This is a genomic window from Pseudomonas sp. CGJS7 (assembly GCF_036961695.1).
The window spans coordinates 16,299-39,083 of record NZ_JBAMDI010000033.1; the positions used below are offsets into that span (position 1 = coordinate 16,299).

General features: G+C 68.0%; 23 protein-coding genes. 12 read left to right on the top strand and 11 right to left on the bottom strand.

Features of this window, described 5'->3' with window-relative positions:
* The first annotated feature begins 505 nt into the window (after positions 1-505).
* Positions 506-748, top strand: a complete 243-nt coding sequence (locus V7787_RS20290; RefSeq protein ID WP_336089345.1) for a hypothetical protein — start codon at positions 506-508, stop codon at positions 746-748.
* 30 nt (positions 749-778) lie between these two features.
* Here the strand turns inward: V7787_RS20290 and V7787_RS20295 are convergent, their stop codons facing one another.
* Together V7787_RS20295 and V7787_RS20300 are read right to left on the bottom strand one after the other, a co-directional pair.
* Positions 779-2,350 (bottom strand): ABC transporter ATP-binding protein, encoded by a 1,572-nt coding sequence (locus V7787_RS20295; RefSeq protein ID WP_336089346.1) that lies wholly within the window; start codon positions 2,348-2,350, stop codon positions 779-781.
* The gene (locus tag V7787_RS20300) at positions 2,347-3,207 is read right to left on the bottom strand and encodes an ABC transporter permease (RefSeq protein ID WP_336089347.1); all 861 of its coding nucleotides are present in this window, start codon (positions 3,205-3,207) and stop codon (positions 2,347-2,349) included. The genes V7787_RS20295 and V7787_RS20300 overlap by 4 nt, the downstream gene beginning before the upstream one ends.
* A 411-nt stretch (positions 3,208-3,618) precedes the next feature.
* Here V7787_RS20300 and V7787_RS20305 point away from each other — a divergent pair, with 411 nt between their 5' ends.
* The 8 genes from V7787_RS20305 to hemB all read left to right on the top strand — a co-directional run bounded on the left by V7787_RS20305 (position 3,619) and on the right by hemB (position 11,613).
* Positions 3,619-4,155, top strand: a complete 537-nt coding sequence (locus V7787_RS20305; protein WP_336089348.1) for an RrF2 family transcriptional regulator — start codon at positions 3,619-3,621, stop codon at positions 4,153-4,155.
* Complete coding sequence (locus V7787_RS20310; RefSeq protein WP_336089349.1) at positions 4,152-4,427, top strand: hypothetical protein; 276 nt, start codon at positions 4,152-4,154, stop codon at positions 4,425-4,427. Before V7787_RS20305 ends, V7787_RS20310 begins: the two co-directional genes overlap by 4 nt.
* Before the next feature lie 243 nt (positions 4,428-4,670).
* A complete protein-coding gene (locus V7787_RS20315) occupies positions 4,671-6,119 on the top strand; it encodes an OprO/OprP family phosphate-selective porin (protein ID WP_336089350.1) in 1,449 nt (482 codons plus the stop codon).
* Positions 6,120-6,179: 60 nt separating this feature from the next.
* Positions 6,180-7,181 (top strand): sulfate ABC transporter substrate-binding protein, encoded by a 1,002-nt coding sequence (locus V7787_RS20320; RefSeq protein WP_336089351.1) that lies wholly within the window; start codon positions 6,180-6,182, stop codon positions 7,179-7,181.
* A 346-nt stretch (positions 7,182-7,527) separates the two neighbouring features.
* Positions 7,528-8,394 (top strand): sulfate ABC transporter permease subunit CysT, encoded by an 867-nt coding sequence (cysT, locus tag V7787_RS20325; RefSeq protein WP_336089352.1) that lies wholly within the window; start codon positions 7,528-7,530, stop codon positions 8,392-8,394.
* On the top strand, positions 8,387-9,256 hold the full coding sequence (gene cysW / locus V7787_RS20330; protein WP_336089353.1) for a sulfate ABC transporter permease subunit CysW: 870 nt from the start codon (positions 8,387-8,389) through the stop codon (positions 9,254-9,256). The genes cysT and cysW overlap by 8 nt, the downstream gene beginning before the upstream one ends.
* A gap of 34 nt (positions 9,257-9,290) precedes the next feature.
* Positions 9,291-10,334, top strand: a complete 1,044-nt coding sequence (locus V7787_RS20335) for a sulfate/molybdate ABC transporter ATP-binding protein (protein WP_336089354.1) — start codon at positions 9,291-9,293, stop codon at positions 10,332-10,334.
* 286 nt (positions 10,335-10,620) lie between these two features.
* Entirely contained in the window at positions 10,621-11,613 is a 993-nt protein-coding gene (hemB, locus tag V7787_RS20340) for a porphobilinogen synthase (protein WP_336089355.1), read from the top strand.
* A gap of 220 nt (positions 11,614-11,833) precedes the next feature.
* On the opposite strand, the gene V7787_RS20345 is transcribed toward hemB, so the two are convergent.
* Complete coding sequence (locus tag V7787_RS20345; RefSeq protein WP_336089356.1) at positions 11,834-12,151, bottom strand: hypothetical protein; 318 nt, start codon at positions 12,149-12,151, stop codon at positions 11,834-11,836.
* Positions 12,152-12,400: 249 nt separating this feature from the next.
* Positions 12,401-13,351: a TolB family protein gene (locus V7787_RS20350; protein ID WP_336089357.1), complete on the bottom strand. Its 951-nt coding sequence runs from the start codon at positions 13,349-13,351 to the stop codon at positions 12,401-12,403.
* Positions 13,352-13,399: 48 nt separating this feature from the next.
* On the opposite strand from V7787_RS20350, the gene aroE reads away from it, so the two are divergent.
* From aroE to V7787_RS20365, 3 genes are all read left to right on the top strand, one after another.
* On the top strand, positions 13,400-14,269 hold the full coding sequence (gene aroE, locus V7787_RS20355; protein WP_336089358.1) for a shikimate dehydrogenase: 870 nt from the start codon (positions 13,400-13,402) through the stop codon (positions 14,267-14,269).
* A gap of 115 nt (positions 14,270-14,384) precedes the next feature.
* Entirely contained in the window at positions 14,385-14,723 is a 339-nt protein-coding gene (locus V7787_RS20360; protein WP_336089359.1) for a hypothetical protein, read from the top strand.
* Between the two features lie 9 nt (positions 14,724-14,732).
* Positions 14,733-14,990 carry a YkgJ family cysteine cluster protein gene (locus V7787_RS20365; RefSeq protein WP_336089361.1) on the top strand — a complete coding sequence of 86 codons (258 nt, stop codon included), beginning with the start codon at positions 14,733-14,735 and terminating at the stop codon, positions 14,988-14,990.
* Between the two features lie 255 nt (positions 14,991-15,245).
* On the opposite strand, the gene V7787_RS20370 is transcribed toward V7787_RS20365, so the two are convergent.
* The 7 genes from V7787_RS20370 to V7787_RS20400 are packed head-to-tail and all read right to left on the bottom strand — an operon-like array spanning position 15,246 to position 22,721.
* Entirely contained in the window at positions 15,246-16,637 is a 1,392-nt protein-coding gene (locus V7787_RS20370) for a DUF58 domain-containing protein (RefSeq protein ID WP_336089362.1), read from the bottom strand.
* Positions 16,634-17,623 (bottom strand): AAA family ATPase, encoded by a 990-nt coding sequence (locus tag V7787_RS20375; protein ID WP_336089364.1) that lies wholly within the window; start codon positions 17,621-17,623, stop codon positions 16,634-16,636. The genes V7787_RS20370 and V7787_RS20375 overlap by 4 nt, the downstream gene beginning before the upstream one ends.
* Positions 17,620-18,846, bottom strand: a complete 1,227-nt coding sequence (locus V7787_RS20380) for a DUF4350 domain-containing protein (RefSeq protein WP_336089366.1) — start codon at positions 18,844-18,846, stop codon at positions 17,620-17,622. The genes V7787_RS20375 and V7787_RS20380 overlap by 4 nt, the downstream gene beginning before the upstream one ends.
* Positions 18,843-20,507 (bottom strand): hypothetical protein, encoded by a 1,665-nt coding sequence (locus V7787_RS20385; protein WP_336089367.1) that lies wholly within the window; start codon positions 20,505-20,507, stop codon positions 18,843-18,845. Before V7787_RS20385 ends, V7787_RS20380 begins: the two co-directional genes overlap by 4 nt.
* Positions 20,504-21,517: a stage II sporulation protein M gene (locus V7787_RS20390; RefSeq protein WP_336089369.1), complete on the bottom strand. Its 1,014-nt coding sequence runs from the start codon at positions 21,515-21,517 to the stop codon at positions 20,504-20,506. Before V7787_RS20390 ends, V7787_RS20385 begins: the two co-directional genes overlap by 4 nt.
* Entirely contained in the window at positions 21,514-22,197 is a 684-nt protein-coding gene (locus tag V7787_RS20395; protein ID WP_336089370.1) for an RDD family protein, read from the bottom strand. Before V7787_RS20395 ends, V7787_RS20390 begins: the two co-directional genes overlap by 4 nt.
* Positions 22,197-22,721, bottom strand: coding sequence for an RDD family protein (locus tag V7787_RS20400; RefSeq protein ID WP_336089371.1), 525 nt, complete (start codon positions 22,719-22,721; stop codon positions 22,197-22,199). Before V7787_RS20400 ends, V7787_RS20395 begins: the two co-directional genes overlap by 1 nt.
* Positions 22,722-22,785 lie beyond the last annotated feature (64 nt).

The following is a 22,785-nucleotide window of genomic DNA, read 5'->3' on the forward strand; positions in this document are numbered from 1 at the left end:
TCCGAATTCCGAATTCCGAATTCCGAATTCCGAATTCGGTAACAGCGTAGTTAGCAACCGTCGGCAACCGCGCACTTACGTAGCATCGGCAACGACGTACTCCCCTACCGTCATTCCCGCGAAGGCGGGAATCCAGTGCCTTTCGTGCGAGAACGCTTGAAGTCGCTGGATTCCCGCCTTTGCGGGAATGACGGCAGGTGGGTGCTCGGCTTACCGTTTTTTTTGCTCGTCATCCCCGCGAACGCGGGGATCCAGGGCCTTTCGTGCGAGAACGTTTGAAGTCACTGGATTCCCGCGTTCGCGGGAATGACGGGCTGGAGGGATGGCGCTGAAGTCTCTGGATTCCCGCCTTCGCGGGAATGACGTTCTGGCGGGACCGCCAAAGACCCCCGCCTTCCTTGCGCGGCACTGACCGGCCCAGCACCCCACACTTGAAATTTACGCCCGCACCACTAATTTCCAGACGTGGCCGAACCGGCCCTCTGCGGAGTGCACAACGATGGGAATGATCAGTCTGCTTTGGGGCATCGTCGCACTGGCGTGGATGGTGCTCGCCCTGATTCCATTGCTCGGCTGGGGCAACTGGTTCCTGATTCCGTTCGCCGCGATCGGCGCGATCATCGCCGCCATCGGTTTGCTGTTCACCCGTTCGGAGAACAGCGGCCGGGCCAAGGCCGGGTTGATCCTCAACGGCATCGTGATCGTGGTCGGCATCGTCCGCCTGAGCATCGGCGGCGGCATCGTGTGATCGCCCGCGCCGGCTGAGCCGCCGGCGCGCTCAAACCGCCGGCCGCGCGGCCAGCAAGGCGCGGGTGTGCGGATGCGCGGGCGCGCGCAACACCCTTGCGGTCGGCCCGGTCTCGACGATACGCCCGGCTTCCAACACCGCGATGCGCTCGGCCACCGCCGCGGCCGCGGCCAGGTCGTGGGTGACGAACAGCAACGCCAGACCGCGTTCGCGCTTGAGCTGGACCAACAAAGCCAGAATCGCCGCGCGATGGTGCGCGTCCAGCGCCGATACCGCCTCATCGCACACCAACAACTGCGGTTGCGTCGCCAATGCGCGGGCGATGGCGATGCGCTGACGTTGGCCGCCGGAGAACTGATGCGGATAACGATCGAGCATGTCCGCGTCCAGACCGACCGCGCGCAGCAGCTCGCCGGCGCGGGCGCGGCGCGAGGCAGCGTCGCCCTGGCCGTGGATGCGCAACGGTTCGGCGACGATCTCGGCGATGCGCAAGCGCGGATCGAGCGAAGCATAAGGGTCCTGGAACACCACCCCGGTGCGCGCGCGCAACTTGCGCAGCGCCGCCGCGTCCAGCGAGGCCAGATCCACGCCATCCAAACGCACCCGCCCCTGCGCGCCGCGCAGCAGGCGCAACAACGCTCGGCCCAGGGTGCTCTTGCCGCTGCCGCTTTCGCCGACCAGCGCCAGGCCTTCGCCACGGTGCAATTGGATGTCCACGCCATCCAGCGCCGGCCGCGGCGCGCGCGGATAGCGCATGCGCAAGCCTTCGCCGCTGAGCAACGCCGGTTCCGACGCCGGCGCCGATTCGCTTTCGGGCAAGGGCGCGATCTTGTCGGCGGCCAACAGCTCGCGGGTGTAGGCCTGCGCGGGCGCGGCGAACAGCGCCGCCGTCGCTCCGCGTTCGACCGCTTCGCCGCGCTTGAGCACCAGCAACTGCTGCGCGTACGCGCCCACCAGCGGCAGATCGTGGCTGATCAACAACAGGCTCAGGCCGTCTTCGCGGCGCAGGCGGTCGAGCAGATCGAGAATGTCGCGGGCGATGCGCGCGTCCAAAGCCGAGGTGGGTTCGTCGGCGATCAACGCGCGCGGTTGCGTGGCCAAGGCCAGGGCGATGGCGATGCGCTGGCGCTGGCCGCCGGAGAACTGATGCGGATAACGCCGCAACGCGTCGGCCGGATCGGGCAATTGCACTCGCTCGATCAACGCCAACGCCTGCGCTTGCGCGGCGGCCGCGCCGAGCCCGCACACCGCGCGCAGGGTTTCTACCAATTGCGCGCCGACCCGACGCAGCGGGTGCAGCGAAGCCAGCGGGTCCTGCGGCACCCACGCCAGCCCGCGTCCGCGCAGACGCGCGTGCGCGGCGCCGGCCAACTCAATCGGCGCCGCATCCACGCACAAGCGGCCTTGCGCGCGCAGCGGCGGCGGCAACAGACCCAGCAGCGACAACGCGGTCAGACTCTTGCCGCTGCCGCTTTCGCCAACCACGCCCAGGCATTGGCCGGCCTGCAATTGCAGATCGATCGGACCGAGCAGGCGTTGCGCCGAGCCGTCGCGGCCCTGCGCCTGCACGCTCAAGGCTTCCAGCGTCAGCCACGCGCTCATGCGCTTGCGGCCTTGGCCGATGCGGGGCTGGCGCGCATCTCGCCGCGCACGTCGAGCCAATCGCGCAGGCCGTCGCCGAGGAATTGGAACGCGGCCAAGGTCGCGACCAGAAATCCGGCAGGGAACAGCAAGGTCCAGGGCGCGCTGTCGAGTTCCTGCACGCCTTCGGCGAGCAAGCCGCCCCAGCTGGAAGAGGGTTCGTCGATCGACAGGCCCAGAAAGCCGAGGAAGCTTTCGACCAAGATCGCCTGCGGCAGGATCAGCCCCAGATAGACGAACGCCAACGGCATCAGATTCGGCACCACGTGCCAACGCAGCCGCTGGCCGAAACTCGCGCCCGCCGCCTGCGCGGCCAACACGAACGGCGCCTCGCGCAGGCGCGCGGCCTGCGCACGCATGACCCGGGCCAGATCGATCCAGACGTAGCCGCCGATCGCCGCCAACAGCAACCACAGCGAACGCTCGAACAGGGTCAGCAGCAAGATCACCACCAGCAGGAACGGCAGCGCCGAGAACACGTCGAGCACCCGCAGCATCAACCGTTCCACCATCCCGCCGGCGAGCCCGGCGATGGCGCCGTAGCTCACGCCGATGACCAGCGCGACCACGCTGGCCAGCAGACCGATGCCCAGCGACAGACGTCCGCCGGCCAGGGTCCGCGCGAACACGTCGCGGCCGATGGCGTCGGTGCCGAACCAATGCCCGGCGACGCCGGGCGCGGACGACAGCGATTCCCAGTCCGGCAGCACCGGGCCGTAGCGGCTTAGCGACGGCGCCAGCCAGCAGACGGCGGCTAGCGCGGCGAGGACGAATAGACAGGTGCGCGCTAGCGGCGGCAGGGAGGGGAGAGAACGCATTGGCGTCATCCTAATGGGTCGGGGGTGGGGGTGTGTCGCGATGTGCGGGTAATCCCCCGGCGCGCTGGGTCCGCCAGGCTTCGTGCCTCGGCGGCGCCGGCCCCCTTTTGCAAAGGGGGCGTTGGTCTCAGCCGGCTCCGTATCCCCGCCGCCGCGCCGCTGCTGTTCCCCCCTTTGAAAAAGGGGGGCCAGGGGGGATTTGCTTTTGCTTTGCTCTGCCCTCGCGACCTGCCGCCAATCCCCCGGCGCGCCAGCCCACCGCCCTTCGCACCTCATCAGCGCCTGCCCCCTTTTGCAAAGGGGGCGGGTTTTCGCCTCTCCCACACATATCCCCCGGTCATAAGCAGATAAAGCAATACCTTTTCCCCTCCGCCCCGCCCCCCGCCACATTTCCTACATGGTGACTGGGAAATGCTGACGATGAAGGCCAAGTACGCCCTGCGCGCGATGTGCGCGCTCGCGCGCGCCGAAAGCGGCCGGCTGGCCGGTTCGGCGCATCCGCCGCGCCAAGGCCGCCTGCAAGCGCGCGCGATCGCCGAACACAGCGGCGCTCCGGGCAAATTCCTGGAATCGATCCTGGTCGATCTGCGCCAGGCCGGTTTCATCGACAGCCGCCGCGGCCAGAAAGGCGGCCACGCCTTGGCAAGACCGGCCGATCAAATCATGGTCGGCGATCTGATCCGCGCCATCGACGGCCCGCTGGCGCCGGTGCGCTGCGCCAGCGTCAGCGCTTATCAACCTTGCGCCGATTGCCCCGACCCCGACGCCTGCAGCCTGCGCTCGCTGATGCGCGAGGCGCGCGACGCGCTCTCGCACGTGCTCGATCGGCGCAGCCTGCGCGAGTTGGCGCTGGCCGCGGATTTCGGCGCGGCGGCGTTGGACCCGTCGCTGTTGGACGCGTCGTTCTTGCCGACCACGACGCGGGCCTACAGCGGAGACCGGCCATGAGCCGCGCCGATTCGCGCAAGCCCACCGCGCGCGGTGCGAATAAAACGCCCGCCGCGCAAGTATCGACGGTGCGCTACGCAGCCGCGCGCGAGCGCGAACCGGAAATCAACATCGTCAATCTCAGCGACAGCGAGTACGTGCTGCTCAAAGCCGTGCGCGAACTCGGCGCGGGCAAGGTCGAAATCCTGGTGCAGGGCTCGCGCATCGTCGAGATCACTCGCACTCAGCGGGTGACGGTGCAGGCAGCGGACGCGGGGGAGTCTTGGGCTTGAGGGTGTCGCTGGGCTGAGGGGGGCGATTTCGTCTGGCGCTGTGGGGCAGCGCTGTTTTCGGCCACTGCCGTTGGTCTTCGCGCGCGGGTTCGCGCAGCGGCGATAACCGCTGCGACGACGCGGGTGCGTCTGGGTGGTGCTGCGGTTTCTAAGAGATTTTTCGTTGTTGCTTTTTCTGCCAATTCCGTGGTCCGCGCCACCGGGCCTTCCACCCTCGTTACCGATCGATCGAAGGAGCACCTCATGCAAACCCGGCCTCGGCCCACCCGCCACTCGCGCATCGCAGTCGCTTGCCTGAGCGCCGCGCTCGCTTGCGCGCTGGGACTGCCCGCGCAGGCCGCCGAACTCACGGTCGAACAATTGGCCCAGCGGTTGCGCGCGATCGAACAACGCCTGGGCACCGCCGGGGGCGCCGAGCCCGCCGCGGGCGAAGGCTTGGCCGATCTGGATCAACGCCTGCGGGTGATCGAGCGCAAGCTGGAACTGCAAGCCGAGGAAAGCGCGGCCAAAGCCGCCAGCACCCCGACCGTGTCGTTGAGCGCGAGCAAGGGCCTGGCGATCAAGTCGCCGCCGCCGGGCGATGTCGAGGTCAAGTTCAAGGCGCTGGTGCAGGCCGACGGCCGCTTCTTCATCGGCGATCAGCAAGTGCCGCAGAACGACACCTTCCTGTTCCGCCGCATCCAGCCCAGCATCGAAGGCACTTGGGGTTCGCTGATCGGCTTCCGCATCCTGCCCGAGTTCGCCGGCGACAGCGCCACCATCAACGATGCGTACCTGGATCTGAAATTCGATCCGCGCGCGACCCTGCGCATTGGCAAGTTCAAAAGCCCGGTCGGTCTGGAGCGCCTGCAATCCAGCGGTTCGACCGGCCTGATCGAGTTGGGCCTGGCCTCCGAGCTCACCCCCAACCGCGATCTGGGCGTGCAGTTGCAGGGCGAGTTCGCCGGCTCGACCGTGTCGTACGCGCTCGGCGTGTTCAACGGCGCGGTCGACGGCCGCGACAGCCCCACCGCCAATCCCGACAACGAGTTCGAATACGCCGGCCGCTTGTTCTTCGAACCGTGGAAGAACGCCAGCAACGCGCTGTCGGGCCTGGGCTTCGGCGTGGGCGGCAGCGTCGGCGATCGCGCCGGCAGCGGCAACAACTTCCTGCCGCGTTATCGCACGCCGGGGCAATCGCAGTTCTTCAACTACCGCGCCGCGGTGCTCGCCGACGGCGCGGCCAAGCGCTGGTCGCCGCAGGTGTACTACTACCGCAACGCGTTCAGCCTGCTCGGCGAATACGTCGACTCCAGTCAGCAAGTGCGCATCGGCGCGGATCGGGCCGAACTCGACCACAACGCCTGGCAACTCACCGCCGGTCTGGTGCTCACCGGCGAAGACGCCGGCTACAAGGGCGTGGCCCGGCCTAACCAAGCTTTTACGGTCGGTGGTGCAGGCTGGGGCGCGTTCGAACTGGTCGCGCGTTACGGCCGCCTGGAGATCGACGGCGACGCGTTCCCGCGTTACGCCGATCCGGCGGCGGTCGCGTCCGCGGCGCGTTCGTGGGGCCTGGGCCTGAACTGGTATCTCACCGGCAACCTCAAGCTCGTCGCCAACTACACCCAAACCCAATTCGACGGCGGCGCCGCCGCGGGCCGCGACCGCGAGGACGAAAAAGCCTTCTTCACTCGCGCTCAGCTGGCTTTCTGATCCGCACCGTTGCGACCTTCCGCCTTCCGACGAATCGCTATTCCGCATGAGGACTTCACCATGAAAACCGCTTTCCGCCTGATGCTGCTGAGCCTGGCGCTGGCCGCGGGCACCGCCGCGGCCAAGGACGCCGAACTGCTCAACGTGTCCTACGATCCGACCCGCGAGTTCTACGCCGAGGTCAACCAAGTCTTCGCCGCGCAATGGAAACAACAGACCGGCGAATCGCTCAACATCCGCGCCTCGCACGGCGGCTCGGGCAAGCAAGCGCGCGCGGTGGTCGACGGCCTGGAAGCCGATGTGGTGACTCTGGCGCTGGCCGGCGACATCGACACCATCGCCAACGCCAAGCAGTTGCCGGCCAATTGGCAATCGCGCCTGCCGCATCAGAGCTCGCCCTACACCTCGACCATCGTGTTCCTGGTGCGCAAGGGCAATCCCAAGGGCGTCAAGGACTGGGACGATCTGGTCAAGCCGGGCATCGCGGTGATCACCCCCAACCCGAAAACCTCCGGCGGCGCGCGCTGGAACTATCTGGCGGCGTGGGCCTGGGCCTCGACCAAGTTCCGCGACGGCGACAAAGTCGTCGACTACCTGACCCAGTTGTTCAAGAACGTGCCCGTGCTCGACACCGGCGCGCGCGGCTCCACCACCACCTTCGTCGACCGCAAGATCGGCGATGTGCTGCTGGCCTGGGAGAACGAGGCGCTGCTGACCTTGCAACAGGCCAACAGCCGCGATCAGTTCGAAATCGTGGTGCCGAGCCTGAGCATCAAGGCCGAGCCGCCGGTGGCCTGGATCGACAAGAACGTCGACAAGCACGGCACCCGCAAACAGGCCGAGGCTTACCTGCGTTTCCTCTACACCCCGGAAGGCCAGCGCCTGGCGGCCAAGCACGGCTATCGCCCGTCCGAGCCGGACAAGGTCCCGGCGGCGGAACTGGCCAAGTTCCCGGCGGTGAAGCAGGTCACCATCGACGGCGCGTTCGGCGGCTGGAAGAAAGCCCAGGCGGCGCATTTCTCCGATGGCGGTTTCTTCGACAAGATCTATCTGCCCAAGTAACCCCCGCCCTCACACGCCCCCTCACGACCGATTCCCCCCTTTGAAAAAGGGGGGCTAGGGGGGATTCGCTTTTGCTTTTGCCTTTCTATGAAGAAGCAAAAGCAAAAGCGAATCCCCCACGTCCGCTTCGCGGCCGTTCGCCCCCTTTTGCAAAGGGGGCAACAGCAACGGCCAAAGCAGGATCACGGACCGCATTCATCCCACCCGAACACCCCCGCAGCCATCCTGCGCTGCCCCATATCGCCATAGCGCACCTCGAAACAACCAACGCGCATTTCCCAGGAACCCCGCGCCCGCGATAGCGTCCAACCCTCTGTCCCCACAACCTGTTGCCGCCCACCGCCACATGAGCGAGCAAGTCCTTCCCCTGCCGACCTCCGCCACCCGCTGGCGCCGGCCGTTGCCCGGTCTCGGGCTCGGCTTGGGCATTGGCATGATCTGGCTCGGCCTGATCGTCCTGCTGCCCCTGGCCGCGCTGATCCTGCGCTCGGGCGGGCTCGGCTATGCCGGTTGGCTGCGCACGATCTCCGATCCGCTGGTGCTGTCCTCGCTCAAGGTCAGCTTCCTCAGCGCCTTCATCGCCGCGGTGATCGCGCTGGTGTTCGGCGCGTTGATCGCCTGGGTGCTGGTGCGCTATCGCTTCCCCGGCCGGCGGCTGATGGACGCGCTGGTGGATCTGCCGTTCGCGCTGCCGACCGCGGTCGCCGGCATCACCCTGGCCGCGATCTACGCCGAGACCGGTTGGATCGGACAATTGTTGCAACCATTCGGGATCAAGCTGGTGCACAACCTCACCGGCATCGTGATCGCGCTGGTGTTCATCGGCCTGCCGTTCGCGGTGCGCACGGTCCAGCCGGTGCTGGAAGCGCTGGGCCGCGAACAAGAGGAAGCCGCGATCTCGCTCGGCGCCTCGCGCTGGACCACGTTGCGGCGGGTGATCCTGCCCGAACTGCTGCCGGCGCTGCTGACCGGTTTCTCGCTGGCCTTCGCCCGCGGCCTGGGCGAGTACGGTTCGGTGATCTTCATCGCCGGCAACTTGCCGCTGAAGACCCAGATCGCACCGCTGCTGATCACCATCCGTCTGGACGAAGACGGCGGCATCGCCGCGGCGATCGTGCTGGCGACCTTGCTGCTGTTGATGTCGTTCGCCTGCCTGGTCGCGATCAACGCGGCCTCGGCCTTGTTCTCGCACGGGAATCGCCGCGATGGCTGAGCCGCACGCCGCCAACGATCCGCTGCGCGAACCGGCCTGGCTGCGCTGGACCCTGATCGGCGCGGCCGCGGCGATCATGGTGTTGATCGTGGTGCTGCCGCTGCTGATGCTGCTGGGCACCGCGTTCGGCAGCGGGCTAAAGGTCTGGCTCAACGCGGTGACCGACCCGTACACCGTCTCGGCGCTCAAGCTGACCTTGCTCACCGCGGCGATCGTGGTGCCGGTCAACGCGGTCTGCGGCGTGTTCACCGCCTGGGCGGTGACCCGCTTCGAGTTCCGCGGCAAAAGCACGTTACTGGCGTTGATCGATCTGCCGTTCGCGGTCTCGCCGGTGGTCGCCGGTTTGTGCCTGGTTCTGTTGTTCAGCCCGAGCCACGGCTTCTTCGCCGATTTCCTCAACGCCCACGACATCAAGATCATGTTCGCCACTCCGGCGATCGTGCTGGCGACGATGTTCGTGACGTTTCCGTTCGTGGTCCGCGAGTTGATCCCGCTGATGGAGCAACAAGGCAGCGACGAAGAACTCGCCGCGCGTTCGCTCGGCGCCAACGCCTGGACGATGTTCTTCCGGGTCACCCTGCCCAACATCAAATGGGGCCTGCTGTACGGCGTGCTGTTGTGCAGCGCGCGGGCGATGGGCGAGTTCGGCGCGGTGACCGTGGTCTCGGGCAACATCATGGGTTTGACCAACACCTTGTCGCTGCACGTGGAAGTGCTGCACATGCAAGCCGGCGGCGAGCCGGCGGCGGCGTTCGCGGTGGCCTCGTTGCTGGCCGGCCTGGCCCTGGTCACGCTGGTGATCAAGATCTGGCTGGAAGCGCGCCACGGCGACGCGCTCGCGCGTTCGCATCGCCGGCACTGAACGGCCGGCCTGGATTGACTGGATATCGGTACCAATGGATCTGCATCTCAAAGCCATCGCCAAGCGTTACGCCAACGTCGCCGCGCTCGACGCGGTCAGCCTGGACGTCGCCTCGGGCGAACTGGTCGCGCTGCTGGGGCCGTCGGGCTCGGGCAAGACCACCTTGCTGCGGGTGATCGGCGGGCTGCTGCAACCCGATTCGGGGCAGTTGCTGTTCGGCGAACAGGACGCCACCCGGCTGAGCTTGCGCGAGCGCAACGTCGGCTTCGTGTTCCAGCACTACGCCTTGTTCAAGCACATGACCGTGGCCGAGAACATCGCCTTCGGCCTGCGCAGCCGGCCGCGTTCGCGGCGGCCGGACAAGGCCGCCATCGCCAAGCGCGTGCAGGAATTGCTGGGCCTGATCCAACTGCCCGAGTTGGGCGGGCGCTATCCCGAACAACTCTCCGGCGGACAGAAGCAGCGGGTGGCGCTGGCGCGCGCGCTGGCGATCGATCCGACCGTGCTGCTGCTGGACGAACCCTTCGGCGCGCTCGACGCCAAGGTCCGGGTCGAACTGCGCCGCTGGTTGCGGCGGCTGCACGAACAGACCGGGCAGACCACCTTGTTCGTCACTCACGATCAGGAAGAAGCCCTGGAGCTGGCCGATCGGGTGGTGGTGCTCAAGGACGGGCGGATCGAACAGATCGGCACGCCGGATGAAATCTACAGCGCGCCGGCCTCGGCGTATGTGTTCGACTTCATCGGCCGCGCCAACGTGATCGAGGGCCAGACCGAGGGCGGCGAGTTGTCGGTCAACGGCCATGCGCTGCGTCTGCCGGTCGACAGCCACAGCCGCAGCCGCGCGCGCTTGTACGTGCGCCCGCACGACATCGCCCTGGTCGGCGACGGCGAAGGTTTGCCGGCGCGGGTGATTTCCGCGCATCGCTTGGCCGAGCGGATCACGTTGGAGCTGAGCATCGAAGGGCAGCAGCGGCCGCTGGAGCTGGATTTGGTGGCTACGCCGGATGCGGTGATTCCGACTTCGGGCAGTACCGTGCATGTGCGGCCGTTGCGGTATCGCGTTTATTCGGAGTGACCCATGAGCCCCTCTCCCGCTTGCCACCCAAGGTGACTTCCTTCGGGGCGCGGGAGAGGGGTTGGGGTGAGGGCAACCAGCCGCCTCGCAGCTCTAAGAGCATTCGCGCCTAAGGCGCTCATCCCCTCACCCCAACCCTCTCCCGCGCCCCGAAGGAAGTCACCTTGGGTGGAAAGCGGGAGAGGGAGCAGTTCGACCTTGCCCAAACCGGCAGAACACACCATCCCCACCCCACCGCGACAGCCGGTCGCGGGCCGGCGCGCGCGGCGGGAGTAAACTACCCGCCATGAGCTACCCCTACACCCGCCCGCGGCGGATGCGCCGCGACGAATTCTCGCGCCGCCTCATGCGCGAGACCGTCCTCACCGCCAACGACCTGATCTATCCGGTCTTCGTCCACGAACTCGACGGCCGCGCGCCGGTCGGTTCCATGCCCGGGATCGAGCGTCTGTCGATCGACGAACTGCTGCGCGTGGCCGAACGCGCCAGCGAGTTGCGGGTGCCGGCGTTGGCGCTGTTCCCGGTGACCGCGCCGGAAGCCAAGTCGCTGACCGCCGAAGCGGCCTGGCAGGACGACGGCCTGTGCCAGCGCGCGGTGCGCGCGCTCAAGCAGCGCTTCCCGGACTTGGGCGTCATCACCGACGTCGCCCTCGACCCTTACACCACCCACGGCCAAGACGGCCTGATCGACGACAACGGCTACGTCATCAACGACGAAACCGTCGAAGCGCTGGTCAAGCAAGCGCTCTCGCACGCCGTCGCCGGCGCCGACGTGGTCGCGCCCAGCGACATGATGGACGGCCGCATCGGCCAGATCCGCGCGGCGCTCGAACAAGACGGCCACATCCACACCCGCATCCTGGCTTACAGCGCCAAGTACGCATCGAGCTTCTACGGCCCGTTCCGCGACGCGGTCGGCTCGGCCGGCGCGCTGGGCAAGGGCAACAAGTACACCTACCAGATGGACCCGGCCAACAGCGACGAGGCCATGCGCGAGATCGCGCTGGACCTGGACGAAGGCGCCGACATGATCATGGTCAAGCCGGGCATGCCGTATCTGGACATCGTCCGCCGCGCCAAGGACGAGTTCGGCGCGCCGACCTTCGTCTATCAAGTCAGCGGCGAGTACGCGATGCTGCGCGCGGCGATTCAGAACGGCTGGCTGGACGAACGCGGCTGCGTGCTGGAAGCGCTGACCTCGATCAAGCGCGCCGGCGCCGACGGGGTACTCACGTATTTCGCGTTGGATGCGGCGCAGTGGTTGCGCGAGGCGCGCTGAGGCAGTGCCGATCGGCGCGAACGGCTGGCGTGCAAACCACCGCCGAAACAACCGCGTAACTGCGTAACTGCGTAACTGCGTAATCGTCATTCCGGCGAAAGCCGGAATCCATTTTGACTTTGCCCTCCCCGGCTCGCGTACATCACCGTTTCCGAGCAACGCCTAACCTTCCACATCCCAATACCACGAGGCCGGCCGCACGGCCCCGCGGCGCACTACATCAGAACGAGTGGAACGTGCAGAACTCGGTCACCGTCACGCCCGGCTGACTGGCGTAGCCGTACAGCTGAGTCTCGCAATCGCCCTGAGTAGCGGCCGAGATGTGCGCGTACTTGAAGGTGTACACCAATGGGCCGTTCGGGCCCGGCACGGTGTGCGGCTCGATCCAGCGCACCGTCGCTTCCCAAGTGCCCCACCGCGGCTGCGGCGGTTGCGGCTTGATCCCGCCGACGGGCGCGGCGCCGGCCGACGACATCGCCGCCATCGCCAACGACAACGCGATCAGCATTCCCCCCGCGCTACGAGTCATGTTGCGCATAGCAAGTCCTTTTCTTGTAAGCCACCGACTGTGGCCGGCGCAGCATAGACAGACGCGGACGCGCGCAAACGCGGTGGCCGCCGCCAAGCCGATGGGCGGCGAATCGATGCGGATCGACGGAATGCGATCGCGCCGCGCGCGCTCATCGCTAATGCACCGCATCAAATGCGCGCTACCGTTCGCGCCCGACGGAAGGTTGGCCGCTGCGCGTTGTTTCGACGTCGCGCCCGCGCCGCGACCGATGCGCCGTCACCGAATCCGCGGCAACGCCCGCTCCCGTCCTTGCTTGAGCACCGCGTCGGCGACGCAGCCGCCCTGCCCGGTCGCCGTCGGCGCTTTCATCCGATAGATGTCCTGCTTGCCGGCCTTGGGCGCCTTGGCGCTGCCGTTGAGCAGCAATTCGCCGGGCTTGTTCCAGTCGATCACCGGGCCGTAGGTGAAGCCGTCTTCGCTGTTGAACGACAGCTTCAACGGCTCGGCCGCGCCGTACTGGCGGCCGTCGCATTGGGCCACGTACAGACGCACCGGCTTGTTCATCACGTCCTCGGAACGGGTGAACACGATCGCGCGGCCGTCGCCGATCCAGGTCGCGTCGAATTCGTCCGCGGCGGTGTTGATGCCGGGCACCGGCAGCGGATCGACGAAGGCCTTGCCGTCCCAGCGCGCGATCCACAGATCCTGGCGTCCGGCGCCGCCGTGGCCGTCGCTGGCGAACATCAGATGACGGCCGTCGCGGCTGGGCGCCGGCGCCCATTCGCTGCCGGCGGTGTTGACCCCGGGGCCGAGGTTCTCGACCGGGCCGTAGCCGCCGTCGGCCAGCACCGCGGCGCGGTACAGATCTTCCTTGCCCTGCCCGCCGGGGCGGTCGGAGAAGAAATACAGCCAGCGGCCGTCGCCGCTGAACATCGGGTCGTAGTCCTTGGCCGGGCTGTTGATCGGCAGCGGCTCGGGGTTCTGCCAGCGCCCGTCGATCAGGCTGGCCTGCCACAGGTCGCGCCCGGCCGGCCCGCCGGGGCGGTCGCTGCTGCCCCAGACGATGCGCCGTCCGTCGGGACTCACGCTCGCGCGCACCTCACTGTGCGGGGTCGAGACAACGCCCATGCCTTCTATGCCGAATTCGCTCAAACCCGCCTGGACCGTGCTGGCCAGCCCGCAGGCGAGGAGTACACTCGATCCGAACCAGACCCCGGCGTGCCGCATTGTGCGTCTCCCACAGGAAGGGTCCACAGTCTAGAACGAGGCGCGCTCATGTCGATCGATTCCAGTTCGTCCAGCCCGGTCCTGCGCTACGCGGTGTTCGGCCATCCGGTCGCCCATTCGCTGTCGCCGCGCATCCATGCCGCGTTCGCCCGGCAGTTCGGGATCGCGCTGGAATACACCGCCATCGACGCCGCGCCGGAGCGCTTCGACGTGGCCCTGGCCGAGTTCGCCGCCGAGGGCGGCCTGGGCGCCAACATCACCCTGCCGCTGAAGACCCGCGCCGCCAGCACTTGCGGGCACCTGAGCGACCGCGCCCACCGCGCCGGCGCGGTCAACACGCTGATCCGCAGCGCCACCGGCTGGGAAGGCGACAACACCGACGGCGTCGGCCTGATCCGCGACCTCACCGAACGCCACGGCCTGGACCTGCGCGAGCGCCGCACCCTGCTGATCGGCGCCGGCGGCGCCGCGCGCGGCGTGGCGCCGGCGTTGCTGGACGCCGGCATCGGCGATTTGTACATCGTCAACCGCACCGCCGAACGCAGCGACGCCCTGGCCGACACGCTCGGCCAACCCGGCCGCGTGCACCCGCGCTATCTCGCCGACGTCGGCACGCTCGGCAATTTCGATCTGATCGTCAACGCCACCTCGGCCGCGCGCGAAGACGGCAGCCTGAGTTTGCCGATGAGTCTGGCCACCCCGCGCACCGCGGCGGTGGACCTGAGTTACGGCGAAGCGGCGATTCCGTTCCTGGCCTGGGCCAAGGTCGCCGGCGCGCACGACCGCATCGACGGGTTGGGCATGCTGGTCGAACAAGCCGCGGAGAGTTTCGAGCGTTGGCACCGCAAGCGCCCCGATACCGATCCGGTGTATGCGCAGTTGCGCCAGGGCGCGGTCGCATTGGTCACCGCGGACTGACCATCGGCGCGAATGCGCGGGCGACGACGACGCATCGCCGTCGCCTTGCATGCGCGCGGCGCGCGGCCGTTGGATCGGCCGCCTTCATGGACGACTTCGACAAGGGCGCATCACGATGAGCGATTGGGTACTCGCGGCTCTGCCGCAACTGGCGTTTGCGGTGCCGGGCATGCTGCTGTACGTACTGGGCATCTCGCTGTGCCTGGCCAGGCGCCGCAGCTTGGGCGTGGCCAGCACTTACGCCAGCCTGGGCTTCGGCTTGCTTCTGCTGGGCGCGCTGTTGGGCGCGGGCGCGCAACTGTGGCTGGGATGGATGGTGCAGGACGGTCACGCGGGCAGCTCGTTGTCCATGCGGATGACGGCGATGGGCATCGTCAGAACGGTGGTCTCGCTGACCGGCACCATCGCGCTGCTGGCGGCGATCCTCGCCCGCCGCCCCGCACCGGACGCCTGAGACCCCGCGATGCAATGCCGCGACCGCTGCGGCGCGTGTTGCATCGCGCCTTCGATCACTTCGCCGATTCCGGGGATGCCGCACGGCAAGCCGGCTGGGATTCCTTGCGTGCAACTGGATGATGAGTTGCGTTGCCGGTTGTTCGGTAAACCGGAGCGACCGGCGTTTTGCGGGTCGTTGCAGCCGCAGCGGGAGATGTGCGGGGGCGATCGCGATGAGGCGATGGCTTGGCTGGCGGAATTGGAGCGGGCGACGGCGCCTAATTGAACGAGCGCTTTTGCTGTTGCCCCCTTTGAAAAAGGGGGCGAACGGCCGCGCAGCGGATGTGGGGGATTTGCTTTTGCTTTGAGTTGAAGCAAAGGCAAAAGCAAAAGCAAATCCCCCCTAGCCCCCCTTTTTCAAAGGGGGGAACGGCAGAGCGGGGCTTGGAGAGGCGAAGTCGGACGCTTTTGCTGTTGCCCCCTTTGGAAAAGGGGGCGAACGGCCGCGCAGCGGACGTGGGGGATTTGCTTTTGCTTGGAGTCAGAGCAACCCGTCGCGCTTGACCGCCAGATACTTCTCCACCAACGACGCGGCCAGCTGATCGCAGTTGACGTCGAGCACCATCACCCCATGATTGCGCAACGCTTCGTGCGCACGCACACGATGCTCAAGGTACTGCGCGGTAGCGCCAGCGCGGACGGCGCCCGACAGATCCTCGACGTCTTCGCCCAAGGCCTGGTCCAGCGAGCCTTCGCGCAAGCTCGCCACGCACACCAGATGGCGCCCGCGCAGCATCCGCACGGCCGCGAGCAAGTCGTCCATGTCCTCATCGCGCAGGTTGGTCACCAGCATCACCAGCGAGCGCCGACGCTGCCGCAGCGACAGTTCGGTCGCGGCGGCGAGGAAGTCGGTGGCCACCGGTTGCGGCTGCAACGCGTAGCTGGCGCGCAGCAGGTTGTCGATCGCGCCGACGCCGCGCTGCGGCGGCACCCAGCGGCTCTGGCCGCCGCTGGCGAGCAGGCCGACGCCGTCGCCCTGGCGCAAGGCCAGGTACGCCACCACCAAGGCCGCGTCGAGCACGTGGTCGAAGTGCGACAGATCGCCGTCGCGCGCCATCAGCCGGCGGCCGGTGTCGAGCATCAGCACCAGTTGCTGATTGCGTTCGTCCTGATACTCGCGCGAGATCAACCGGCGCGCGCGCGCGGTCGCCTTCCAGTCGATCTGGCGCAGGCTGTCGCCGACCCGGTATTCGCGCATCTGATGGAAGTCGGTGCCTTCGCCGCGGCGGCGCTTGACGTGCGCGCCGACCAGACGCGAGGCCTGTTCGGCGCTGAACATCGCGAACTTGGCCAACGGCGCGAAATTGGGGAACACGCGCACGCGCTGGATTTCCCCGGCCACCCGCGATTGCCACCACAAGCCCCACGGCGAATGCAGGCGCAATTGCACGCCGTCGAACTGGAAGTCGCCGCGCGCGTTGGCGCGCAAGTGATACTCGAAGGCGGCGCTCTGGCCCGCGTCCAGATCCAGCCGGCGCGGCAAGTCGCGCATCGCCCAGCCGCCCGGATGCAGATCGAACGCATCCAACCTCAGGCGCCGCTCGCTTTCCAATTCCAGGGTGACCGGGCGTTCCACGCCGATCGCCCAGGTGTCGTGCATGCGCCGGCTGGCGCGCGGCGTCGGCGCGCGCAGCAAACGCCACAAGTCGATCATCAAGATCAGCAGAATCGCCGAGGTCGCCAACTGCCACAGCTGCGGCTTGATCCAGCCCGCGCTCGCCGCCAATCCCAACGCCGACCACGGCAACGCCACCCAGGCCAGCCGCGGCGACGGCCGCGCCCAACCGCGCGCCGGCAGCGCGCGATCGCGCGGCACCGACAGCGCGGCAGCGCGGGAGGCGACCGGCAACGGCGGCGGCAACGCCGATTTCATTGCCGCGGCGCTTCCACCGTGGCGAGCAACGCGTGCAGCACGTCGTCGGGCGATTGCCCTTCGATCTGCAGTTCCGGCGACAAGGCGATGCGATGGCGCAGCACCGGCTTGGCCACTTCGCGCACATCGTCGGGGGTGACGAAATCGCGGCCGGCCAGCACCGCCTGCGCGCGCGCGGCGCGGACCAGGCCGAGGCTGCCGCGCGGACCGGCGCCGAGCGCGATGCCGGCCCAGTCGCGGGTCTTGCCGACGATGCGCACCACGTAATCGATCACCGCCTCATCCACCCGCACCAGCGCGGTGCCCTGCTGCATCGCCACGATTTCCTCCGGCCCCAGTACCCGCCGCACTTGCGACAGATCGAAGTCCGAGGCGCTGCGCCCAAGGCTGACCGCGGTGACCATGCGCTTCTCGTCGGCGCGGCTGGGATAGTCGATCAGGATCTTGAGCAGGAACCGGTCCAGCTGCGCTTCCGGCAGCGGATAGGTGCCTTCCTGCTCGACCGGGTTCTGGGTGGCCAGGGTCAAAAACGGCGGCGGCAGTTCGAAGCTGTGGCCTTCGATGGTGACCTGCAGTTCCTGCATCGCCTCCAGCAGCGCCGACTGGGTCTTGGCCGGGGCGCGGTTGATTTCGTCGGCCAACAGCAGGTTGGTGAACACCGGGCCGCGACGGATGTTGAAGCTCTCGGTCTTGGGGTCGTACACCGCGTGGCCGCTGATGTCGCTGGGCATCAGGTCGGGGGTGAACTGCACGCGTGCGTAGCCGCAATCCAGCGCCTTGGACAGCGCTCGCACCACCAGGGTCTTGCCCAGGCCGGGCACGCCTTCCAGCAGCGCGTGGCCGCCGGCGAGCAGCGCGATCAGGATCTGATCGAGCACTTCGGCCTGGCCGATGAAGGCCTTGCCGACTTCCTCGCGCACATCGGCGGCGCGTTGCGCCAGCGCGGCGCCGGTAATCGGAACGAGCGGAGCGGCGTCGAGGCTCATAAGCGGTTTCTCATGCGGATCAAAGTGGCGATGCGGGTGCGGAACGCGGCGTGGTCGCGCGCCAGCGGCGGGGTCAGGGCGTCGCGGATCTGGGCGAGGCCGAGGTTGGGTTCGTTCTTGTAGCGTTGCACGAGCAGATCGACCTGGGCTTCGCCCTGGGTCGATGCGGCATAGGGATCGCGCCGGCGCAGCCGCGCCATGAACGCGGCCAGCACCGCCGCGTACAGACTGGGGCCGTAGCCGTAACGGTAGATGTGCTCGCCGCTGGCGACGATGTGTTCGAGCAGCGAGCGCCGCTCCATCGCCGGCGCCGGCCGCAGCGGCCCGAACCGCTGCATGCGCTGCCACAGCCAGCCCAACAACCACAGCAGCAACGGCACCCAGGCCATCCAGCTGTTGACGATCAAGGTCTTCCACAACGACGGGACATCGGCCGCGTAAATCAGATGCACGGTGCCGGCGCGGTAGTTCGGCGCCAGCACCTGCCGCGCCAAGGCGACGTTGGCCGGTTCGGCGATGCGGTCGCCGCCCAGGCGGAAACCATCGAAGAACGGATTGCCGCTGCCGCCGCGGTTGGACAGGAAGTCCAGATCCGACAGCACATCGACCTTGCCCCGGCCGTGCGGGAAGCGCGCGTAGACGTAGGCTTCGTCTTCATCGCCCCAGGCGAAATCCGGCTCGACCTCGCTGTTGTAGAAATAGAACCGGCGGCCGCCGCAGAACATCCGCTGCGGCGCCAGGCTGCGCTCGTACAGGCCCACGCAATCGTTGCGCTCGTTCTCGGCATCCACGCCGACATCCTCGGCGTCGAGCAAGGTCACTCCGAGCGCGCCGAGCACCGGCACCGGCGAGCTGCCCAGGCGTTCGCGCCACGGCGGCGTGCGCACGATCAGATGGCCGCCGCCCTCGACCCAGGCCAGCAGGCGCTCGGCGTCGCCGCTGCTGAGGGTGCGCGGGTCGCGGTAGATCAGCACGGTGTCGCGCGGCTGCAGGGTGGTGGTCAGCAGCAACAGCCGCTGGCGCGCATCGACCTTGACCCCGTCGTTCTGCAACGCCAGCTTGAGCACGTACAGCGGATTGCTGGCGGCCTCGCCGGTGCGCGGCGCGTCCACGGTTTCTTCGACCTTGGTGTAGCCGCGCTTCCAGATCACCGCGCCGAGCACGGTCAGCGCGATCAGCACCGCCGCGCCGATGGCGATGAACACGCCGTTGCCGCGGTTCATGCCGCCCACCCGAAGCGTTGGCTCAACTGCGCCACCAGATCGTCGAAGTCGTCCGACGCGGGCAAGGCTTGCGCATAGGCCGCGTACTGCCAGGTACGCACCGCGCGCGCGAACACCTCGCGGTCTTCGGCCGAGTTCAATTTGCGCGAGGCGCGCAGGCATTGCGCCTCGGTCGCGCCGGGCACCAGCACCACTTCGGCGCGGGTGGCCATCGATTCGACCGCCGCGCGGTACATCAGCGCCAGCGCGTCGCGGCGGCGGCCGTCGTTCCACAAGCGGCGGATCGCGGTGGGCACGTCGTCGGGCAGCGGTTCGGCTTCGGCGATCGCGCCGGTGCGCAGCTCGCCCGGCGCATCGGGTTCGGCATCGCCGCCGCCGCGGAACCAGCCGGCCCAGCGGCCGATGCTGAACAGCAACGCGGCGACGATCAACGCCACGATCCCCCACAGCACGATCTGCACCAGCGACGCGAAACCGCCGCTCAGGCCGCTGAAATCGCGACGCGAGCGCTCAGGATCGCGCTCGCGCTCCTTGATCTCTTCCTTGGACTTCCACACCGTTTCCTTACGCTTGGGCGCGACGGTGGGTTCCTTCATCGCCTTGGCCACCGCCTCGCGCAGCGCGCGGTCGTCGCTGCGCGCATCGCCGTACAGCTCGCCCAAGGTGGACGGCAGGCGCTTGGATTTCTTGCCGTCGACGAAGGCGCGGATCGGCGCGCTGCGGGTGGTCGCCTCGCTCGCGTCTTCTTCCTCGCCGGATTCGTCCGCCGTTTCGCCGTCGGCGCCCGCTTGATCCACCTCGACCGCGACTTCGCCGCCGGTGTGCGGATCGGCGTGCGCCTGCGCCGCGGCATCGGGCAGAAAACCGATGCACAGGCACAAGGCCAGCAGGGTCGGCGCGGCCGCCGCGGCCAGCCGCGCGCGCAAGCGGCGGAACACGATTTCGATGTCCCAGCCTTCGATCTCGGTGCGGCGGTTGAGGTACAGGCCGAAGCCGGCGCCGACGTAGAACGGCTCGATCACGCTCGCCGCCAGCCACATCAGCGCGTTGAACAACGCGTTCATCCAATGCGGCTGTTCCAGGAACGAATCCCACAGCGACTTCAACGTGTCGGGCAGGTAGTCGAACGGAATGAACATCAAGCCGCCGAACACCGCGCCGATGATGATCAGCAACTCGAAGTTCGAACACACCAAGGTCAGCAGCGCGCACACGCCGTAAACCGGCGCGCCCAACGCCGCGCGGCGCTCGCGCGCTTCCGCGCCGCTGCCGCCTTCGAGCAAGTCCACCGGCAGATACAGCGACCGCGCCGGACCGAGCCGCCGCCAGGTCAGATACGGCAACCACCAGCGCGCGCCCCAGCGGAACTGTTCGCGCACGGTCTGGCGGGTGCTGGGAACATCGCCGAACACCGCGCGCGAAATCACGTACAGCGCAATGCGGTCGAACCAGGGCTTGAGCCACCACATCAGCAGGCCCGACAGCCACAGCAGGTCCAGCGCCCAGCCGGCGGCGTTGAGCAGCACCAGCAACGGCAGGGTGACCAGCAGCCACGGCTTCCAGATCGCGCCTGCGTGGCGGCGGACCAGGGCCATGCCGAGCTCGCAGGCTTCCCAGGAGGTGCGCGGACGCAGGGCGACGGTGAGCGCTTCGAGCTTCATTGCGCGTCTTCGTCGTCTTGATGCAGCGCATTGCGGCCGCCGCGCGCCAGCCACAGCGCCACCAGCGACCACAACAGCGCGCCGACCGCGTATTTGATCGGCGCCGGCATGCTGCCGATCGACGACCAGAACGCTTCGACGAAGGCCGCGAACACCAGCATCGCGAACACCCCGATGCAGATCTTGGCGCCGCGCCGGCCGCCGTGGATCAGCGAATCCACCCGCCTTCGCTGCCCGGGCGCGATCAGGCTCAGGCCCAGGCGCAAACCGGCGCCGCCGGCGATCACGATCGCGGTCAGTTCCGGCGCCGAGTGCCCGGCGACGAAGCGCCAGAACGGATCGCCGTGGCCGACCGCCTGCAAATGCCCGGCCACCCCGCCGATCATGATGCCGTTGAAGATCAGCACGAACACCGTGCCGAGCCCGGCGACCAGGCCGCTGGCGAAGGTCTGGAAGCCGATGCCGACGTTGTTGCCGATGTAATGGGCGAACATCTGCAGATCGTCTTCGTCGGTGCGGCCCAGATCGCGCTTGCCGGACGGGTCGTACATCTGCTCGAAACTGGCCAGGGTGCCGGCGTCGAACAGGCCCGAGGCCAGATCGGGCTTGATCTGGATGGCGATGAAGATGGTCACCAGCGGCACCACGAACAACACCGTCGCGGCCAGCATGCAGCGCCATTCGGCGCGGACCAGACGCGGGAAGCCGGCCAGCAGGAACTCGACCGCGCGGCGCGGATGCAGCGGCTTGCTCCGGTACAGCACGCTGTGGCCGCGCTGCATCAGCGCCTGCAGGCGGTCGGTGACCACCGCGCTGTAACCGCGCCGGCGCGCCAGCGCCAGTTGCTGGCACAGGCGGCGATGCCGCGCCGGCAGTTCGTCGTCGCCGATGCCGGTCCACTCGCGCCGGTGCTTGCGCGCATCGCGCGCGCTGAGCGAGCGCTTGTCCAGCCACAGCTCGAATTCGCGCCACTCGGCCTGATGCCGCTCGACGAAACGGTCCTGCCTCATCGCCGCCCCAGCAACCAGTTGGCGATGCCGTGCAGCCGCGCCACCGCCGGCGCGCCGCGCGCGAGCACCAGCGGCTCGACCAGATCGGCCAGTTCGGCCTGACGCGCCGCGGTCAGACGCGGGCCGCGTTCGGCGAAGGCGACCACCGCGGCTTGTTCGTGCGGCAGCAACACTTGATTGGGCGCCAGCGCCGGCGCCTGCGCGGCCTCGTGCAGCGGCTGCGAGCGCGCGGCGTGCACCACCAAAGTACCGGCGACCATGTCGCCGAGGCGGCGGCCCCAGGGATCGATCAAACAGGTGGTCAGACCGACCGCGTAACCGACCGGCAACGCATCGACCACGCGCAACAGATTGCGGGTGAACGAAGCCATCCAGCCCACCGGCGCGCCGTCGGCGGCGACCACCCGCAGCCCCAGCGCCCATTTGCCGGGCGTGCGGCCTTGCATCAGCACTTCGAACAGCACCGAATAGAACCAGCTCAGCACGAAGCTGATCAGCATCAAGATCGCGTAGCCCGAACCGCCGAACAGGGTGACCAAGGCCTGGAACATCGCGGTGTAGATCGCGCCGCGCGCGGCCAGATCGATCGCATAGGCCAGCGCGCGCGGCACCGGACCGGCCGCGCGCAGGTGCAGCGCCACCCCTTCGGGCGTCACCACCTGGCGGTAGGTGTCCAGCATCAGACGTTGACGACCTTGGTGTCGGCGAGCAGATCGTGCAGGCAGCGGCTGTCTTCGCTGAAGATCCACAGCACGTTGGCCAGGGCGAACAAGGCGCCGAGGCAGGGCACTTGCTCGATCACCGCCACCAGCACCATGCGCAGGCCGAAAATGCGGCCGAAGCTGCATTGGGAATCGTCGTTGCGGACGATCTTGATGTTCATCCAGCGCTTGCCCAGGGTTTGCTGGGTCTGGTACAGCAGCACCAGCTGATAGACCGCCAGGCCCAGCGCGAGCAGCACGCCCACGCCGAGCACCGCCATTTGCGCTGGGGTGAAATCGTTGGGTTGGCCGGGATTGGAATTGGGGGGGCTGAGCAACAGCATCCCCACGACCGCCGGCACCAGGAACACCATCTGCAGGCCCCAGTCGATCAGGCGCGCGACCAGGCGGATGCCGCGGTCGGCCTTGACGCTTTCGCCCAATTCCGACGGCAACGGCGGCGGCGCGCTCGGCGCGGCGTACGGATTCTGCGTTTCTTCCATGTGGCGATGACTCCCTGAGCCCTGCTTTCCCCTGCCGCGACTGTAAACGCGGCCGCCGGACCTG

What these genes read in the sequence shown, in the direction of transcription:
- hemB (WP_336089355.1), top strand. Translation starts at nt 10,621, where the DNA reads ATGAGCTACCCCTACACCCGCCCGCGGCGGATGCGCCGCGACGAATTC.
- V7787_RS20320 (WP_336089351.1), top strand. Translation starts at nt 6,180, where the DNA reads ATGAAAACCGCTTTCCGCCTGATGCTGCTGAGCCTGGCGCTGGCCGCG.
- V7787_RS20315 (WP_336089350.1), top strand. Translation starts at nt 4,671, where the DNA reads ATGCAAACCCGGCCTCGGCCCACCCGCCACTCGCGCATCGCAGTCGCT.
- V7787_RS20385 (WP_336089367.1), bottom strand. Translation starts at nt 20,507, where the DNA reads ATGAAGCTCGAAGCGCTCACCGTCGCCCTGCGTCCGCGCACCTCCTGG.
- V7787_RS20350 (WP_336089357.1), bottom strand. Translation starts at nt 13,351, where the DNA reads ATGCGGCACGCCGGGGTCTGGTTCGGATCGAGTGTACTCCTCGCCTGC.
- V7787_RS20345 (WP_336089356.1), bottom strand. Translation starts at nt 12,151, where the DNA reads ATGCGCAACATGACTCGTAGCGCGGGGGGAATGCTGATCGCGTTGTCG.
- V7787_RS20360 (WP_336089359.1), top strand. Translation starts at nt 14,385, where the DNA reads ATGAGCGATTGGGTACTCGCGGCTCTGCCGCAACTGGCGTTTGCGGTG.
- V7787_RS20335 (WP_336089354.1), top strand. Translation starts at nt 9,291, where the DNA reads ATGGATCTGCATCTCAAAGCCATCGCCAAGCGTTACGCCAACGTCGCC.
- aroE (WP_336089358.1), top strand. Translation starts at nt 13,400, where the DNA reads ATGTCGATCGATTCCAGTTCGTCCAGCCCGGTCCTGCGCTACGCGGTG.
- V7787_RS20400 (WP_336089371.1), bottom strand. Translation starts at nt 22,721, where the DNA reads ATGGAAGAAACGCAGAATCCGTACGCCGCGCCGAGCGCGCCGCCGCCG.
- cysW (WP_336089353.1), top strand. Translation starts at nt 8,387, where the DNA reads ATGGCTGAGCCGCACGCCGCCAACGATCCGCTGCGCGAACCGGCCTGG.
- V7787_RS20290 (WP_336089345.1), top strand. Translation starts at nt 506, where the DNA reads ATGATCAGTCTGCTTTGGGGCATCGTCGCACTGGCGTGGATGGTGCTC.
- V7787_RS20365 (WP_336089361.1), top strand. Translation starts at nt 14,733, where the DNA reads ATGCAATGCCGCGACCGCTGCGGCGCGTGTTGCATCGCGCCTTCGATC.
- V7787_RS20370 (WP_336089362.1), bottom strand. Translation starts at nt 16,637, where the DNA reads ATGAAATCGGCGTTGCCGCCGCCGTTGCCGGTCGCCTCCCGCGCTGCC.
- V7787_RS20310 (WP_336089349.1), top strand. Translation starts at nt 4,152, where the DNA reads ATGAGCCGCGCCGATTCGCGCAAGCCCACCGCGCGCGGTGCGAATAAA.
- cysT (WP_336089352.1), top strand. Translation starts at nt 7,528, where the DNA reads ATGAGCGAGCAAGTCCTTCCCCTGCCGACCTCCGCCACCCGCTGGCGC.
- V7787_RS20300 (WP_336089347.1), bottom strand. Translation starts at nt 3,207, where the DNA reads ATGCGTTCTCTCCCCTCCCTGCCGCCGCTAGCGCGCACCTGTCTATTC.
- V7787_RS20305 (WP_336089348.1), top strand. Translation starts at nt 3,619, where the DNA reads ATGCTGACGATGAAGGCCAAGTACGCCCTGCGCGCGATGTGCGCGCTC.
- V7787_RS20390 (WP_336089369.1), bottom strand. Translation starts at nt 21,517, where the DNA reads ATGAGGCAGGACCGTTTCGTCGAGCGGCATCAGGCCGAGTGGCGCGAA.
- V7787_RS20295 (WP_336089346.1), bottom strand. Translation starts at nt 2,350, where the DNA reads ATGAGCGCGTGGCTGACGCTGGAAGCCTTGAGCGTGCAGGCGCAGGGC.
- V7787_RS20380 (WP_336089366.1), bottom strand. Translation starts at nt 18,846, where the DNA reads ATGAACCGCGGCAACGGCGTGTTCATCGCCATCGGCGCGGCGGTGCTG.
- V7787_RS20375 (WP_336089364.1), bottom strand. Translation starts at nt 17,623, where the DNA reads ATGAGCCTCGACGCCGCTCCGCTCGTTCCGATTACCGGCGCCGCGCTG.
- V7787_RS20395 (WP_336089370.1), bottom strand. Translation starts at nt 22,197, where the DNA reads ATGCTGGACACCTACCGCCAGGTGGTGACGCCCGAAGGGGTGGCGCTG.